At 39.4% G+C, this 17,631-nt stretch carries 14 protein-coding genes; 9 read left to right on the forward strand and 5 right to left on the reverse strand.

The window, feature by feature from the left end:
* Window positions 1-43: 43 nt before the first annotated feature.
* A complete protein-coding gene (locus L0951_RS06765; protein ID WP_234110470.1) occupies window positions 44-1,036 on the reverse strand; it encodes a glycosyltransferase family 2 protein in 993 nt (330 codons plus the stop codon).
* Window positions 1,029-1,913 (reverse strand): lysophospholipid acyltransferase family protein, encoded by an 885-nt coding sequence (locus L0951_RS06770; RefSeq protein ID WP_234110471.1) that lies wholly within the window; start codon window positions 1,911-1,913, stop codon window positions 1,029-1,031. Before L0951_RS06770 ends, L0951_RS06765 begins: the two co-directional genes overlap by 8 nt.
* 82 nt (window positions 1,914-1,995) lie before the next feature.
* Between L0951_RS06770 and L0951_RS06775 the strand changes: the two genes are divergently transcribed.
* Window positions 1,996-2,583 carry a thioredoxin family protein gene (locus L0951_RS06775; protein WP_410686171.1) on the forward strand — a complete coding sequence of 196 codons (588 nt, stop codon included), beginning with the start codon at window positions 1,996-1,998 and terminating at the stop codon, window positions 2,581-2,583.
* A gap of 211 nt (window positions 2,584-2,794) precedes the next feature.
* On the opposite strand, the gene L0951_RS06780 is transcribed toward L0951_RS06775, so the two are convergent.
* The gene (locus L0951_RS06780; RefSeq protein WP_234110472.1) at window positions 2,795-4,156 is read right to left on the reverse strand and encodes an aldehyde dehydrogenase; all 1,362 of its coding nucleotides are present in this window, start codon (window positions 4,154-4,156) and stop codon (window positions 2,795-2,797) included.
* Window positions 4,157-4,260: 104 nt separating this feature from the next.
* On the opposite strand from L0951_RS06780, the gene L0951_RS06785 reads away from it, so the two are divergent.
* The 7 genes from L0951_RS06785 to purF all read left to right on the forward strand — a co-directional run bounded on the left by L0951_RS06785 (window position 4,261) and on the right by purF (window position 14,156).
* A complete protein-coding gene (locus L0951_RS06785) occupies window positions 4,261-5,067 on the forward strand; it encodes an SDR family oxidoreductase (RefSeq protein WP_234110473.1) in 807 nt (268 codons plus the stop codon).
* An 89-nt stretch (window positions 5,068-5,156) separates the two neighbouring features.
* Window positions 5,157-6,584 (forward strand): adenylosuccinate lyase, encoded by a 1,428-nt coding sequence (gene purB / locus L0951_RS06790; protein ID WP_234110474.1) that lies wholly within the window; start codon window positions 5,157-5,159, stop codon window positions 6,582-6,584.
* A 166-nt stretch (window positions 6,585-6,750) separates the two neighbouring features.
* Window positions 6,751-10,443 (forward strand): phosphoribosylformylglycinamidine synthase, encoded by a 3,693-nt coding sequence (locus L0951_RS06795; protein ID WP_234110475.1) that lies wholly within the window; start codon window positions 6,751-6,753, stop codon window positions 10,441-10,443.
* Between the two features lie 135 nt (window positions 10,444-10,578).
* Complete coding sequence (locus L0951_RS06800) at window positions 10,579-11,184, forward strand: SatD family protein (RefSeq protein WP_234110476.1); 606 nt, start codon at window positions 10,579-10,581, stop codon at window positions 11,182-11,184.
* Window positions 11,181-11,882: a DUF3307 domain-containing protein gene (locus tag L0951_RS06805; protein WP_234110477.1), complete on the forward strand. Its 702-nt coding sequence runs from the start codon at window positions 11,181-11,183 to the stop codon at window positions 11,880-11,882. Before L0951_RS06800 ends, L0951_RS06805 begins: the two co-directional genes overlap by 4 nt.
* Before the next feature lie 27 nt (window positions 11,883-11,909).
* Complete coding sequence (purC, locus tag L0951_RS06810; RefSeq protein ID WP_234110478.1) at window positions 11,910-12,629, forward strand: phosphoribosylaminoimidazolesuccinocarboxamide synthase; 720 nt, start codon at window positions 11,910-11,912, stop codon at window positions 12,627-12,629.
* A gap of 39 nt (window positions 12,630-12,668) precedes the next feature.
* Window positions 12,669-14,156, forward strand: coding sequence for an amidophosphoribosyltransferase (gene purF / locus L0951_RS06815; RefSeq protein ID WP_234110479.1), 1,488 nt, complete (start codon window positions 12,669-12,671; stop codon window positions 14,154-14,156).
* Between the two features lie 52 nt (window positions 14,157-14,208).
* On the opposite strand, the gene L0951_RS06820 is transcribed toward purF, so the two are convergent.
* Both L0951_RS06820 and aroB read right to left on the reverse strand, forming a co-directional pair.
* On the reverse strand, window positions 14,209-14,865 hold the full coding sequence (locus L0951_RS06820) for a porin family protein (RefSeq protein WP_234110480.1): 657 nt from the start codon (window positions 14,863-14,865) through the stop codon (window positions 14,209-14,211).
* A gap of 404 nt (window positions 14,866-15,269) precedes the next feature.
* Window positions 15,270-16,310 carry a 3-dehydroquinate synthase gene (gene aroB, locus L0951_RS06825; RefSeq protein WP_234110481.1) on the reverse strand — a complete coding sequence of 347 codons (1,041 nt, stop codon included), beginning with the start codon at window positions 16,308-16,310 and terminating at the stop codon, window positions 15,270-15,272.
* 92 nt (window positions 16,311-16,402) lie between these two features.
* Between aroB and L0951_RS06830 the strand changes: the two genes are divergently transcribed.
* Window positions 16,403-17,569, forward strand: coding sequence for a proline dehydrogenase family protein (locus L0951_RS06830; RefSeq protein WP_234110482.1), 1,167 nt, complete (start codon window positions 16,403-16,405; stop codon window positions 17,567-17,569).
* The last annotated feature ends 62 nt before the right edge of the window (window positions 17,570-17,631 follow it).

Raw genomic sequence — 17,631 nt, forward strand, 5'->3', positions numbered from 1 at the left:
TTATTGAATCCACTGATGAACGAAAATTTTTTTTGCAATATTCTTAAAGAAAATGCCGAAAGACGAGCCATTTCGATTGGAAATAATCAGTTTTTTGAAGTTTTTTCCGCCGTTTTATAGTTTCCGGAACTTGGGCATAAAAACCAAAATGTGCCCGAACTATCGCCCACAAATGAGGAAAACCATTTTTTAAGCCAAAATAAATTCCCGCAATTCCGTCTAAAGAAAGCCTCATGAAAATGAGCCAAATCAGATCAGGAAAAGGAAGGTTTTTCAGCATCATCGAAAGGTTATTGCGAAAATTCAAATAAGTTTTCTCTGGATTTTGTTTCGATAAAGTTCCTCCTCCTATGTGATAAACCCGCGATTTCCCAGTGTAAAAAATTTTCTTTCCGCAATTTTTTAAACGCCAACACAAATCGATCTCCTCTTGATGTGCAAAAAACCGCTCATCAAAACCATTTTGCTCCCAAAAATCTGTTGAACGGATAAATAGGCATGCTCCGGATGCCCAGAAAATTTCTGTTTCATCATCATATTGACCATTATCCTCTTCAATTTTCTCAAAAATCCTTCCTCTGCAATAAGGATAGCCTAATTGGTCAATCAAACCTCCGCCGGCTCCCGCGAATTCAAAATAGTTCCGTCGGTTGAAATCCAATATCTTTGGTTGCACAGCAGCAATATCTTCAGAACTTTTGAATATCTTCAGAACTGGTTCGGTCCAATTTTCAGTGACTTCAACATCGGAATTCAGCAGGCAGTAGATGGGTGCTTCGATGTGTTTCAGACCTTCATTATAACCTTTTGCAAAACCGAAATTCTGCTCATTCAAGATCACTTTGACAGAAGGAAAATGAGCATTAATATATTGCACAGAATCATCGGTGGAAGCATTGTCAATAACGTAAATATCTGCCTTTGGCGAATAACGAATCACGGTGGGGAGAAATTTCTCCAGCCAATTTTTCCCGTTCCAGTTCAGAATGACCACTGCCAATTTTCCGCTGTTCATTTCAGATGGATCACTATTCATGATTTCCGTTCATTATTTTAATCGAACTCTGATATTTCCATCTTCGGTGAGACCACAAGTAATTATCGGGTCTTTTATCGATGGTGTTTTCCAGAAGTTTATGGAATTTGTTCACTACTTCATACTCGTGAAAACTTTCATCCTCAGGATAAATCCGATAATAATTTACCTGATAGTAACCGCGCTTTACCTTTTTCATATCACAATAAATAAAGGCAAGATCCATTCGTGTTGCAAGTTTGTCGTAACCCACGAACGCTGGAGTTTTTTGGTTAAGAAATTTAAGCCCATAAGTCACTTCAGAGTAGTGGGGAGTCTGGTCAGCAACAAACATATAGACAGAGTTCCCGTCATTTGGATTACGAAAAATATGGCGGATCACTTCCCGTGCCTCCAGTGATTGGTTGCCGAACCGGTTCCGGATTCCCTTAATTTTTTCTTCCCAGAAACTGTTCTGTACTTTTCGATAAACCGGAAAAGAATTTTCCTGAGGTATGATTTTGGCTAAGGCAGTGAACCATTCCCAGTTGAAGACATGGCCTGTAAGCAAAATCACATTCTTTTTCTCATTTTTTGCCTCCTGAAAAAGATGCTGGTTAACATGTTGCACCCGAACCCGCAATTCCGCGGAAGAAATGGTGAATGACTTGAAGGTTTCCACCAGATAGTCTGCAAAGTTTTTATAAAAATCCCTTCGAATTCTTTTAATTTGGTCATCAGATTTTCTCGGGAATGAATTCTTCAGGTTTTCAAGAACAACCTTTTTCCGGTAACCAACCCCATGATACAGCACAAAAAAAATCAGATCCGAAAACAAATACAGAATTTTTAATGGGAGGCGGGAAAAAATAATTGCGATGCGGAAAAGTATATTCATAAACTGCCAACAAATTTAGGCATTATTAAATTTATGATTGGCTCGAATTTTGTTATTTTGCAAAGTTTTTAATTAATTTTTAATCCGAATGAGAACCCATACTATAAAATTGATCGCATTATCATGCCTTCTGGTCAGTGGATTAGCGTGTTCACAGAAACAGGAATCTGTAAAAGTGGATAACGATAAGTCATCAATGGTAGAAGCAGACAGTACCGCAATGGCTGAAGCCAAGAAAAAAGCTGCGGCAGATGAGAAGGCAAAACTTCCAAAACCCTATAATGAGAAGGAAGATGCTGAGAAAAGAATTGCAGAACTGGTAAAACAAGCACAAAAAGAAAACAAAAATATCATCCTTCAAGCAGGAGGAAATTGGTGTATTTGGTGTTTGAGGTTTAATAATTTTGTTCAGACAACACCGGAATTAAAGGAAATCGTTGATGAAAATTACCTTTATTACCACCTCAATTATTCGCCAAAAAATAAAAATCCAAAAACGTTCGCAAAATACGGAAATCCAGGAGACAAATTTGGATATCCGGTTTTCATTGTTTTAGATAAAAATGGCAAACAAATCCATACCCAAGACAGTGCTGTTTTAGAGGAAGATAAAGGATATAGCTTACAGAAGGTTAAGGCTTTTTTCAACGAATGGCTACCGAAAGGATAATTTAAAACGTGGAGATTTTCCACGTTTTTTTTTTGTTTAGATTCTGAATCGGGAACCTCAAATTTTAAAGCATGAGCGGTAAAAATATTTGCTTTTAAATATGGTGAATTTTATAAATTAATATGCTTTTGTTCAAGGTTTTAGAGTTTGTGTTTTTTCTTTTCTGGTAAAAAGTACACTGATTTGAACAGAACTTTTTCAGCTTTTTTCATCAAAGAATTCTCTTGATCCAGCTCAATTTCTTTTCAGAATACGGTGGATATTTAAAGTCAGGTTCTCCCCAATTTACACGCGAAAGCACGGATTTTTGATGAGAAAATGCATCGAACCCCGCCTTTCCGTGGTAATTTCCAATTCCCGAATTTCCTACGCCGCCAAAAGGAAGGCGATCATTGCTCAAATGCATCACCACGTCATTGATACAGCCGCCACCAAATGAAATTTTCTCTGTGAAATGTTTTTTCTCCTCACTATTTCCACTAAATAAATACGCAGCAAGGGGTTTTTCATGATCTGCCACCATTTGGAGTGCTTCATTGAAATTCTGAAAGGTAAGTACCGGCAGAATCGGCCCAAAAATCTCTTCCTCCATCACCGAATCGCTCCAATTGACATCATGCAAAATGGTTGGTTCAATAAATCGTTTTTCAGCATCGTGTTTTCCGCCAAAAAACACCTTTTCGGGGTTGATCATGTTTATCAGTCTGTTAAAATTTCTATCATTAATTATTCTTGTATAATGTTCGCAGTTAGGAAGATAATTGAATTTGTTAATGTTAAATTTTAACAGATCAATCAGTGAATCCTTGATTTTTTCATCCACCAAAATATAATCCGGCGCCACGCAGGTTTGTCCGGCATTTAGAAATTTTCCCCAAACAATCCTTTTTGCTGTTACCTGCAGATTGGCACTCGAAGTCACAATTACCGGGCTTTTTCCACCCAGTTCCAACGTGACTGGAGTGAGATTTTTTGCCGCGGCTTCGTACACTATTTTTCCCACTTTCGGACTTCCGGTAAAAAAAATCTTATCAAATTTGAGTTTCAGGATCTCTGTAATTTCTTCCACTCCGCCTTCTGCCACGAACAGATATTCTTTCGGGAAATTTTCGTTGATGATTTTCGCTATGGCCTTCATGCTATTTTCTGCCACTTCACTTGGTTTCAAAATGCAAGTGTTTCCAGCTGCAATCGCTGCAACCACGGGTGAAAGTGAAAGTTGATAGGGATAATTCCACGCACCAATGACCAATGAATTTCCTAATGGTTCAGAATAAATTTTACTCGAACCTGGCATATTTGCCAGATTGGTAGAAACCCGTTTCGGTTTGGTTAGCGCATTCAGATTTTTCAAATAATAGTCGATATCATTAAGAATGAAAGAAATTTCGGTGCTAAAGGTGTCGAATCGTGATTTTCCGAAATCGTCATAAATCGCATCGTATAAAAGGTCTTCGTTCTTCACCAGTACTTCTTTCAACATGTGCAGCTGCCGTTTTCTGAAATTAACGTTCTTGGTTTTTTGGGAATCGAAAAATTCTCTCTGCGCGGACAAAATTTCCTGAAAATTCATTACTTTTAAGATTTAGATTAATGGATGCCGTTTGGCTTTGCCGAACAGGATTTCCAACTGACTCTACCACAAAGTTACTTGAAATAATTTACAAATTTTCTATAATGAATTTTAAAGGAAAAACAGTACTCGTTACCGGCGGTGCTTCCGGAATCGGAAAGATCATGGCGAAAAAAGCCCTGCAAAGAGGGTGCAAAACGCTGATTGTTTGGGATATTGACGAAATAGGTGCTCAAAAAATACAAGATGAGTTTTGCGAACTGGGTGGCAAAATATTTATATTTAAAGTAGATATTTCGAATGTTGATGAAATCCGCACCAATGCTCAAAAAGTCCGTACAGATATTGGTAAAGTAGATGTCCTGATCAATAACGCCGGAATCGTGGTCGGAAAATTTTTCCATGAGCACACGCACGAGCAAATCCAAAAAAGCATGCAGATTAATGCCAATGCAGCAATGCACATCACTTTGGAATTTCTTCCTGAAATGATGGCCGAAAATTCGGGTGCGGTATGCAATATCGCGTCTTCTGCGGGTCTGATTTCTAATCCGAAAATGTCGGTTTATGCTGCTTCAAAATGGGCAGTTGTTGGTTGGAGCGACAGTTTGCGACTGGAAATGGAACAGCTGCAGAAAAACATATGCTTCACCACCATCATGCCGTTTTATATCAATACGGGAATGTTTGATGGGGTGAAATCCAGACTCTTGCCAATTCTCGATCCCGAAAAAACTTCCGAAAAAATCATGAAAGCCATCGAATCCAACCGAAAAATGTTGGCCATGCCGCTTCCGTACTGGTTCATTAGATTTTCACAGGGAACACTGCCACTTCCGGCATTTGACTGGGTGATGCGGAATGTTTTTGGGATTTATGATACCATGAAGAATTTCAAAGGCAGGAGCTGAAATTAAGGTTCTGTTAATTTTGTGAATTCAGTTTTAATTTAAGGTTAAAAAATCGTATTTTTGGGCTTCTAAAAAAGTAAAAAGAAAGAATGGATTCTTACAAAAACCCGCTTGAAGAAAGGTATTCAAGTGAGGAAATGCTCTATAATTTCTCGCCCTCGAACAAGTTCAAGAATTGGCGGAAACTATGGATTGCACTTGCAGAAATCGAAAAAGATTTAGGTCTGGAGATTTCCGACAAGCAGATTTCCCAACTGAAAGAACACGCTGAAAACATTGACTTTGCAAAAGCGGCGGAGTATGAAAAAAAATTCCGCCATGATGTGATGGCGCATGTGCACACGTATGGCGACGCTGCGCCTTTGGCTAAAGGTATCATTCACCTGGGAGCAACTTCAGCATTTGTGGGAGACAATACCGACTTGATTCAAATCCGCGACGGACTTTTGCTCATCAGAAAACAGCTGGTGAACGTCATCAAAAGTCTCTCGGATTTTGCCCTTAAATATAAAGATTTGCCTACGCTCGGTTTTACGCATTATCAACCGGCGCAGTTAACTACGGTCGGTAAACGTGCGACTTTGTGGCTTCAGTCTCTGATCCTCGATTTTGAGGAACTGGAATTTTTTCTGGAAACCTTAAGATTCCGCGGCGTAAAAGGAACTACCGGAACTGCGGCAAGTTTTCTGGAACTTTTCAATGGTGATTATTCCAAAGTAAAACATTTGGATAAGGAACTTTCAAAACGTTTCGGCTTTGAAAAAGTTTTCGCGGTTTCCGGCCAGACTTATGACCGAAAGATTGATGCGAAAGTCGTTGCATTATTGTCGAATATCTCGCAATCAGCCCATAAATTCACGAATGATTTACGTTTGTTGCAGAATTTGAAGGAAATCGAGGAACCTTTCGAGAAAAACCAGATTGGCTCTTCTGCGATGGCTTATAAAAGGAATCCGATGCGTTCTGAGAGAATCGGCGCACTTGCCAAATTCGTGATATCGCTTTCCACAAGTTCCGCAATGGTGGCTTCAACACAGTGGTTTGAAAGAACTCTGGACGATTCCGCCAACAAGCGATTGACGATTCCGCAAGCTTTTTTGGCGGTGGATGCAATGCTCTTGATCTGGAATAATATCATGAATGGAATCGTGGTTTACGAAAACCGAATCCACAAACATATTATGGATGAGCTTCCGTTTATGGCGACCGAATACATCATCATGGAGGAAGTAAAAGCGGGAGGAGACAGGCAGGAAATCCACGAAACCATCCGCGTTCACTCGATGGAGGCGAGCAAAAAAGTGAAAATCGAAGGCAAAGAAAATGATTTGATTGAGAGGATTATGAACGACCATTCCCTGAAAATGGATAAATCCAAAATCATGGAAGTGCTGGATCCGAAAAACTTTATCGGTTTTGCACCGGTCCAGACCCAGGAGTTTATCGAGAATGAAGTTCAGCCCCTTCTGAACAAATATTCGGACCTAATTGGTTTGGAGGCAGATTTAAAAGTGTAGATGGATGCAGGCGGTTTTGTCTGCATTTTTACTTTGTTAAATATGTAATCTTTGACAAAGTTTCAAAGGAGTATAGCCACGAGGTGGCACCATTAAAAGCAAAGGGTGAAACCCTTTGAATAAAACAGAAAAATAAAAAAGGTGCAAAGCACCGACATCAAATATAATGTCTGAAAAAAGAATTTTCGTAGAAAAAAAAGGAATTTTCGATGTAGAAAGTCCAAAGGTTTATAATGAGCTAAAGGAGATCGTCCCCGAAATCCAAAATGTTAAAATCTATAATATTTACGATATTTTTGGGGTGGATGAACTTGATCTGAGCCGAATCATTTTCAACACTTTTGTAGATCGGGTGACAGATATCGTTCATTCCGAAAATCCCGCGAAAAAATTTTATTTCGCCACCGAATTTCTTCCAGGTCAATACGATCAAAGAGCAGATTCCGCTGAACAGTGCATTGCATTGCTGACCGGAAATGAAAACTCAAAAGTGCGAAGTGGAAAACTGATCGAACTTTTTGGGATTACTGAAAATGATTTGGAAAAAATCAAAAACCACCTCATTAATAAAGTGGAATCCCAGGAAAAAGATCTGACGAAATTAGAGATTCCGGCGGAAGCAATTCCTGATAAAGTGATTGTTCATAAAGGTTTTAAAGATTTCGGAAAAACCGAATTGGAGGAATTTTATAAGAACAACGGTTTCGCTTTTGGATTGGATGATTTGGCATTTATCCAGAATTACTTCAAATCTGAGGAAAGAGATCCCACCGAAACCGAACTCAAAGTTCTAGACACTTATTGGAGCGATCATTGCCGACATACCACTTTTGAAACAGAGTTAACCGATATTAAGTTTGAAGGTGATTTCAAACACACTTTGCATGCAATTTTCAACGATTATCTGGAGAAAAGAAAATTCCTCGGTCGCGAATCGAAACCTATTTCTCTAATGGATTTGGCCACGGTTTGTTCCAGATATTTCCACAAAACCGGAAAACTGGAAAACCTGGTTGTTTCTGATGAGATCAATGCATGCACGATAGAAATTGAAGCCGAATTTGACGGTAAAAAAGAACCTTGGTATTTGCTCTTTAAGAATGAAACCCACAATCACCCTACAGAAATCGAACCATTCGGTGGCGCTTCCACCTGTTTGGGAGGTGCGATTCGGGATCCCCTTTCGGGACGCGCTTTCGTTTATCAGGCAATGCGGCTTTCAGGAGCTGCGAACGTTTTGGAACCGATTTCTAAAACTTTTCCGGGAAAACTTCCACAAAGAACCATCACGAAACAGGCGGCAAACGGCTATTCCTCTTATGGAAACCAGATTGGTTTGGCGACGACTTTGGTCAATGAAATCTACCATGATGGTTATAAAGCCAAAAGAATGGAGGTTGGTTTCGTGGTGGGTGCCGTGAAAAAAGATTGGGTGCGAAGGGAAAAACCAGCAAATGGCGACCTTGTGATTTTACTCGGCGGTGCAACCGGAAGAGACGGTGTGGGAGGTGCGACAGGAAGCTCAAAAGAGCAGGACGAAACCTCGATTCACACGCTCTCTACTGAAGTTCAGAAAGGAAATGCAGTGGAAGAAAGAAAAATCCAACGGTTGTTCAGAAATCCGGAAGTGACTACTTTAATCAAGAAATCCAACGATTTCGGGGCGGGTGGAGTTTCCGTGGCAATCGGCGAAATCGCCGACTCATTAGAAATTAACCTTGATATACTTCCTTTAAAATACGAAGGATTGAACGGAACGGAGCTTGCCATTTCAGAATCCCAGGAAAGAATGGCGGTGGTGATTGAGGCAAAAGACAAAGAAAAATTCATCAGCTTTTGTGAAAATGAAAATATCAAAGCGGTGGAAGTGGCTAAAGTAACCGATTCCGGAAGGATGCAGATGTTTTGGCAGGGAAACAAAATTGTGGATCTGAGTCGTGAATTCCTTGATACAAATGGTTGCGCAAAAAAACAGGATGCAACCATCTCGCATTTGCAAACGATTGAAAATCAAGATATATGCTTTAATGAAGAACGTTTCTTAAAAGCACTTTCAGAAAAAAATGTGGCCTCGAAAAAAGGTCTGACCGAAATGTTTGACGCATCAGTTGGAGCCACCACCGTTGCAATGCCGTTTGGCGGAAAATACCAGTTGACCGAAATGGAGGGAAGCGCGCAGACTTTACCGGTTTTGAATGCTGAAAATATCGAAACGGTTTCACTTGCAAGTTGGGGTTTTGATGCGGATCTTTCTTCACAAAACTCCATGATTGGAGCTGCAAATGCTGTGGTAGAAAGTGTTGCCAAGATTGTAGCGATGGGCGGGAACTATAAAAACATCCGCTTAAGTTTTCAGGAATATTTTGAAAAATTGGGCACTAATCCCGAAAAATGGGGGAAACCACTCGCATCGCTTTTGGGAGCGTATGATGCGCAGATGAATTTCGAACTGGCCGCAATTGGTGGAAAAGATTCGATGAGCGGGACTTATCAGGACTTGAATGTTCCGCCTACTTTGATTTCTTTTGCCTGTGCAAACGGGGAAAAGAAGAATGTCGTTTCACCGGAATTCAAGAAAGCGGGAAACAGATTGTATTGGTACAAACATGTGCCTCAGAAAAACGGTTTGCCGAATTATGCAGAATTGAAATCGATTTTTGATTTTGTTCATGAAAATATCAAGTCTGGGAAAATTGTTTCCGTAAAAACGATTAAGGAAGGTGGAGCTGCGGTTGCTTTGGCGAAAATGAGTTTCGGCAATCATTTAGGGGCTGAAATTTCACTGGAGGAGAATCTGCTTTTAAATAAAGGTATTGGAAGTCTGATCGTGGAAACAGTGGAGAATTTAGATTTTGAACTTCTTCAACCAATTGGTGAAGTTAAAGGTAGTAAACAGCTTAAAATAAATAGTTTAGTATTTGATATTCAAAATTTACTTCAGGTATGGACGGGAACGTTTGAAGAACTTTTCCGTACGAAAGAAAGCGATAGAATTATTGTGGAAATCGATGAAGAATCCAATTCCATAACGCCTCGCAAGATTGAAATCATAAAACACGGGATTGCAAAACCAAAAGTTTTTGCGCCGGTTTTTCCGGGTACCAATTGCGAGTACGAAACCCAGAACGCTTTCCGAAAAGAAGGTGCAGATGTTTCGAGTTTGCCTCTAATCAATCTCAATCATCAGTTATTGAACGAAAGTTTGGATGCGTGGATTTCGGAGATTAACCGGTCGCAAATTCTGGTTTTTTCCGGCGGTTTTTCTGCGGGTGACGAACCGGACGGTTCCGCAAAATTCATTGTGAATGTGCTGAAAAATGAAAAAATGAAAGATGCGGTGCATCGATTCCTGGAAAGAGATGGATTGATTCTTGGGATTTGCAACGGTTTTCAGGCACTCGTGAAATCTGGACTTCTACCTTATGGGGAAATCCGGGATTCGAATGAAAATTCGCCGACTTTGGCACATAATGCAATTGGACGGCATATTTCCCAAATGGTGGATGTGAAAGTGGTGAATGACGATTCACCGTGGTTGAATGGGACAAAGGATCGGGTTTTCACCATTCCCATTTCCCATGGAGAGGGGAGATTTATGGCTTCTGAAGAGGTAATCAGGGAGTTGTATGAGAACGGGCAGATCGCAACGCAATACATTGATTTTGAGGGGAAAGTTGCCCATGGAATGCCATTTAACCCGAATAATTCACTTTTCGGAATTGAGGGAATTACTTCAAAATCAGGAAAAATTTACGGAAGAATGGGGCATACCGAAAGATTTGCAGCAGGTTTGCTGAAGAATATTCCGAATGCCAATTACCATAATATTTTCAAAAACGGGGTAGAGTATTTTAGGTAAAGAACCGGGTCTTTTCGGTTTGGATCGGCAATTTCGCTTGCACACAGAAATATAAGCAAAATCGCTAATAAATTAAAATATAAGCAAAATCGCTAATAATTGATTGATATAAGTAAATTTGCTTATATTTGAAAAATGAAATCGGTAATAACAGGTGACATCATCAATTCGCAAAGCATTCAACCAGAAGTTTGGTTTAATGCATTGAAAGATGTTTTAGGAAAGAAGAACCCAAAAGTATGGGAAATTTATCGTGGTGATGAATTCCAAATCTTAGTTCCAAAAGCTGAAAACGCTTTATTAAAAGCGCTTCAGATCAAGGCAAAAATAAAAACCATTAAAGGTTTGGATGTGCGTTTGTCCATTGGTTTGGGAACACAGGAATTCAAAACTGATCAAATTTCGCAGTCAAGCGGAACTGCATTTGTCAATTCCGGTCGGAATTTGGAGCGGATTAAAGAAAGCAAAATAAACCTTGCTATCCAATCACAATACGGTGATTTTGACCGTGGTTTTAATTTGATTCTCAAATGGTTGCTTTTGACTGCGGACAACTGGACAGTAGTTTCCGCAGAGATCGCATTAATGATCCTGAAAAATCCAAAAATCAGTCAGGAAGAAATCGCGAAGATGTTTGGAATTACACAATCATCAGTTAGTCAAAGAATTAAGAGGGCGAATTTAGATTTGATTTTAGAAACCGATCAATATTTCAGAAAAAAAATAGCAGAACTGAAATGATTTTCATAGCACTCATATTGGCACATTTACTCGGGGATTTCATTTTCCAGCCGAATTCTTGGGTCGCCAACAAAGAGCTGAAAAAAGGGAAAAGCAAATTTCTCTACTTTCATATTTTAATCCATATCGCACTGGTTTTGGTTGTTTTGTGGAATATCCAACTTTGGTGGATCGCTTTAATCATTGGGATCACCCATTATTTAATAGATATCGCCAAACTGCAGTATCAAACTCCAAAAACCAAACGAACCTGGTTTTTTGTTGATCAACTGTTGCATATATTGGTCATCGTCATATTGTCAGTATTTTATTTTCCCTATTTCAAATGGGAAGATTTCTTCAACAATGAAAACCTGAAACTCATTACGGCGGTCATTTTTCTCACGATTCCAAGTTCAATTATCATCAAAACACTTATTTCAATTTGGACTCCAATAACTGTGGATCACAGCAAGATTCAGACAGAATCATTGGTTAATGCCGGAAAATATATTGGAATTTTAGAAAGGCTTCTTGTTTTCGTCTTCATCATCGTCAATCATTGGGAAGGAGTAGGTTTCATGATCGCCGCGAAATCGGTTTTTAGGTTCAGCGATTTGGCCGAGGCGAAACAGAGAAAACTCACTGAATACGTTTTGATCGGGACATTGCTGAGCTTTGGAATCGCTGTTCTGGTGGGAATTTTGGTGCAAATTTAAAAAGTAAAAAATAATAAAAAGCAAAAAATGACAAAAGGTAAAATGCTTTACGAGGGAAAAGCAAAACAAATTTTTGAAACCGATAATCCCGAAGAAGTTATCGTGCGTTTCAAAGACGATGCAACTGCCTTCAATGCTCAAAAAAAAGGAAGTTTTGACTTAAAAGGCGAAATGAACAATGCAATCACCACCTTAATTTTTGAATATCTGGCGGAAAATGGAATCCCGACTCACTTTATCAAAAAACTCGACGAAAGGGAACAGCTGGTCAAAAAAGTAAAAATTATTCCGCTTGAAATGGTGGTAAGAAATTATGCAGCCGGAAGCATGGCAAAAAGATTAGGCGTGGAAGAAGGAATCAAATCGCCGGTGACCATTTTTGACCTTTGTTATAAAAAGGATGAATTGGGAGATCCGCTCATCAATGATCATCACGCGGTTTTCCTGGGTGCGGCAACTTATGAGGAACTGGATGAAATGTATGAACTCACTGCCGATATCAATGAGCTCTTGATTGAACTTTTTGATAAAATGAACATCATATTGGTAGATTTCAAAATAGAATTGGGAAAGACTTCAACCGGAAAAATTATTTTGGCTGATGAAATTTCACCCGATACTTGCCGGCTTTGGGACAAGGATACGATGAAAAAATTAGACAAAGACAGATTCAGACGTGATTTGGGTGAAGTGACCGAAGCATACGTGGAAATCTATGAACGTTTAAAAAAAATATTGGACAAATAAATTTAAAAACACCCAGATAAATCGAATTGGGTGAAGAAAATGAAAGATTTACAAAAACAAAAACAAGATTATTTAGACCAGTTCAAATCCAGAACTTATGGTAGAAACCTGCTGAAATCAGATGATCCCTTTGATGCACCTTCCGAGGAATGTGGAATTTTTGGATTGTATTCTGAAAATGATTTGGATACTTTTTCACTGTCGCAGTTTGGGCTTTTTGCGCTGCAGCACCGTGGTCAGGAAGCATGCGGAATTTCGGTGATGAACCAGGGGCGGATCTTTAACCTGAAAGATGAAGGTTTGGTGCTGGACTTTTACAAAGATATCCGTGAACCGGAAACCTTCATGGGAAATTCTGCAATCGGACATACCCGTTACACCACGGCGGGCGACAAGAAAAAGTACAACTTCCAACCGTTTTTCGCAAAGAACGAATATGACCAAATCATACTCTCCATCGCACATAACGGAAATCTGACCAATGCGAAATGTCTCAAGGCGGAACTTGAAGCCGAAGGTGTCGTTTTTAAGGCGACTTCGGATTCTGAAGTGATTTTAAGACTGATTCAAAAGAATTTGGATTTGGGTTTAAGAGGAGCAATCAAGGCGACCATGGAAAAAATAGAAGGAGCTTATTCCGTAGTGGGAATGACAAGGAACAAGTTTTTTGCCTTCAGGGATTTTCATGGGATTCGTCCGCTGGTTTTGGGTGCGATTGATGAGAAGACTTTCGTAGCTGCCTCGGAAACGGTCGCTTTAGACGCGGTAGGTGCACAATATGTTCGAGATATTTTACCGGGTGAAATCGTTTATACCAATGAAAACGAACCTGGACTGCAAAGCTTCATGGTTCGCGAGGACTGCCAGAGAAATATTTGCGCTTTCGAATATATTTACTTTGCGAGACCCGATTCCACTTTGGAGGGAATCAATGTGCATGAAGTCCGTGAAAAGTCCGGAATGAAAATCTGGGAACAGGCGCCGGTGGAAGCGGATATCGTGATTGGTGTTCCGGATTCCGGTGTTCCTGCGGCGATTGGTTTTTCGATCGCATCCGGGATTCCTTTTAGGCCAGTTTTGATTAAAAACAGATATGTGGGAAGAAGCTTCATCGTGCCGACACAGGATATGCGCGAACGAATCGTGAATTTGAAACTGAATCCGATTATTTCCGAAATTAAAGGAAAAAGAGTGGTCATCATTGACGACTCTATCGTTCGCGGAACCACTTCAAAACGATTGGTGAAAATCCTGAGAATGGCTGGAGTGAAAGAAATCCACTTCCGAAGTGTTTCGCCGCCGATTATCGCTCCATGTTATCTTGGAATAGACACGCCTTCCAAAGATGATCTGATTTCTGCAAACATGAGTGTTGAGGAACTTAGAGAATATCTCGGCGTAGATTCTTTGGAATTTCTGAGTATGGAAAACTTAATCACAATCCTGGGAAGCAGCAATCACTGTTTTGGATGTTTTACCGAGAAATATCCCGTTCCGAAAGGAGATGATGAGGAAATATTCAAATAAGAAAGGTTGGGAATTTTTCCCAACCTTTTGATTTAGTTGAATAAGTGTTTTTTTATTTGAATTTGTAGGCCAAACCAACCTGGAACACATTGTTTTTAATTGCATCACTTCCGCTTGGTCTGTCTTTCGCTATATCGGTCAATCCAGCTACGTATCTTGCGGTCAATCCCAGATTAGGAGTGAAATAATATCCTGCTCCCAATCCAACCCCAAAGTTAAAGCTATTCAGATTGTCTTTGATATCTGTGGAAACTGCAGAAGTGGAAGTGGTAGTAGTTGCTCCGGTTGTGGTAGTCACAGTTCTGTCTCCTTTTACTTTGCCGCTCATCAACAGACCAAATTCCGGACCTGCTTCCAAATAAAACTGCGGAGTCGCATTATATTGGAACATGACAGGAAGCGCTATGTAGTCTAAATTGGTGGAGCCGGTTGTTTTTTCTACCACAGAACTGGTACCGGTGGTATAGCTATTTGTGGTGGTCGCTTTATTGCCATACTGAGTATAGATCAATTCAGGCTGAATGCTGAAGTTTTCGGCAATAGGTGCATTCATGAATAAGCCACCATTAAATCCGATTTTAGATTTCGCATCATCCATTGATGCATCTTTTGACAATGAGGACACGTTCATACCTGCTTTAATCCCAAATGTTTGTGCAATTGCCAATGAGCTCAGTGCGATCGCTGCACTTAAAAATAACTTTTTCATAATTCTAAATTTTAATTTTTTCTAATTATTTTTGCAGATTCCATAATTTTATTTTAAGGCTGAAATGAAAATTGATGTTCAAATACATCCACTAAAATGGTCTTAAGTTTCTGCAATTTTAAATTTGTTTTACGGGAAGAGTTAGACAAATGTTGTGCCAAAAAATAGAACTTTGGAAAAGAACTAAACAGTTGTTTAAGGGATTAATTTATTGAAAATATTCATAATCAATATAATACATTTGAAAAAAAATGCATAAATGAGAATTATTTAAAAATTTTCATCCAGGTAGATTGCTGTGAATTATCAGCTTATTTTTGCCGGTTAGCGAAAAAGTCATATGCCTTTCGACTCAAAAATAAGTCAAAAACATAAAAAAATCATCAAACGTTAGAAATTAAAATTTAGTATAAATTTTGAAAAAAATGTAATGTGGAAATTAGATGTTGTTCAGGGACAGCATGATCGAAATTACATTCGCCAATTTTGGTAAGCAGGGAAAAGTTAATTTTTCCGTCAGAATTTTTCTTGTCATTCATCATTAATGAAATTAATTGGTCTTTGGTGGAATTATCGATGTTCTGAAGGGGATAGAATTTTTTGATTTGGGTAATGATGTATTCCGCCATTTCTGCAGAGATCAGGTTTTCCAGGTATGAAAGCTGCGTTTCACAGATCATTCCCATTGCCACTGCTTCGCCATGGAGAATTGGGTTGCCTTTTTCCAGAAAATAACTTTCAAAAGCATGTCCGAAAGTATGCCCGAAATTCAATGTTTTTCTGATGTTCTGTTCCCTGAAATCTTTTTCAACAACATTCAATTTAATATTCATGGATGTTTCAATGTATGGAGCAATATTTTCTGGCGTTAAATGTTCAATAGCAATCAAATCTTTCCAGTGTTTTTCGTCAGCGATTAATCCATGTTTCAACATTTCGGCGAATCCGCTCCGTAATTCTTCAAAAGTCAGGGTTTTCAAAAATTCCGGGTAAACGAAAATCATTTCCGGTTCGGCAAAGGTCCCGACAATATTCTTTAAAAACTGATGGTCGATTCCGGTTTTTCCGCCGATAGAGGCGTCGCACATTCCTAAAAGCGTAGTGGGAATATTGATAAACCTGATTCCTCTTTTATAGGTAGATCCCACAAAACCGCCTAAATCAGTGATTACTCCGCCGCCAAGATTGATCAGGAGGGATTTCCTATCGGTTTCAAATTCTGAAAGGATTTCCCAAAGCTGGGTTGCCGTTTCAATGGTTTTCAATTCTTCCCCGGCTTCAATTTCAATGATTTCAAAAGGGATTTTGGTTTCCAGATTTCCCAGAAGCGTTGGAAGGCAGTATTCATGCGTGTTTTCATCAACCAGGATGAGGAGTTTCGATGGTTTTAGAACCTGGAGGAAATTATTGAGTTGCGAAAAATCTTGGTCTAGGTAGCTGATCATTTACTGAAATTTATCACAAAATTAAACTTTAATATAGTTTCATCACGTCAATCAGTATCATTAAATTTGTGAGATTATAATTTTTCCATACCATGTCAATATTCAACGATACTCAAATCGCTTTTCAGGACAAAACTACAGGTCAGCTGAAAAAGGCGTACTGGATGTTTAAGGCCATCGAAAATCCGGCTGTCACCAATTTAGGAATTGGAATGCTGAACTTCACGGTAAAGAATAATTTCCCTTTCGTGCAGGGAATTGTGCGGCAGACTTTGTTCGAACAGTTCGTGGGGGGTGAAACCCGGGAAAAAAGCATGGAAGTGGTGAAAAAACTGTTCAAGCACCACATCGGAAGTATTTTTGATTATGCTATTGAAGGTAAGGAAGAGGAACAAACATTTGATCAGACTTGCGAGGAAATCAAGCAGAATATCAAGTTTGCAGAAGGAAATCCGGCGATTCCTTTTGTGGTTTTCAAGCCAACCGGTTTCGGGAAGTTGGATCTATACACCGCAGTTCAAAGCGGCAAGGAATTGACTTCCAGTGAAAAACAGGAATGGGAAAATATTAAGAGAAGATATGACGAGGTCTGTAAACTTGCCCACGAAAAAAATGTGGTGTTGATGATCGATGCCGAAGAAACCCAAATGCAGGATACCGTTGACGATTTGGTGAACTCGATGATGGAGAAATACAACAAGGAAAGAGCGATCGTGTGGAACACGCTTCAAATGTATAGAACCGGAAGAATTGAATATCTGGAAGAAGACCTGAAACGTGCTCAGGAAAAAGGCTATTTCCTGGGATATAAGTTTGTGCGCGGAGCCTATATGGAAAAAGAGCGCGAACGTGCAGCAGCCATGAATTATCCCGACCCAATACAGCCAACAAAGGAGGCAACCGACGATAATTATAATGCGGCAATTGATTTTGTTTTGAATAATCTAGATCGCGTTTCCGGCTATTTTGGAACGCATAATGAACGATCCACCGAACTTTTGATGGACAAAATGAGTGAAAGAGGTCTGGAAAATGACCACCCTCAAATCTATTTCGGGCAGTTGTATGGAATGAGCGACAATATTACCTACTATCTCGGCGAAAAAAAATACAATGCATCAAAATATCTTCCTTATGGACCGGTGAAAGATGTTGTTCCATATCTGACCAGAAGAGCCCAGGAAAACACTTCTGTTGCTGGACAAACAGGTCGGGAGCTGGGTTTGATCGGGAAAGAACTTGAACGACGAAGGAGATAGTTTTTCGCGTTGATCAATGCAAAAAAAATCAGTTCCCAATTGGAACTGATTTTTTTTGTTCT

This window comes from Chryseobacterium sp. R2A-55, assembly GCF_021401085.1.
GTDB lineage: Bacteria > Bacteroidota > Bacteroidia > Flavobacteriales > Weeksellaceae > Kaistella.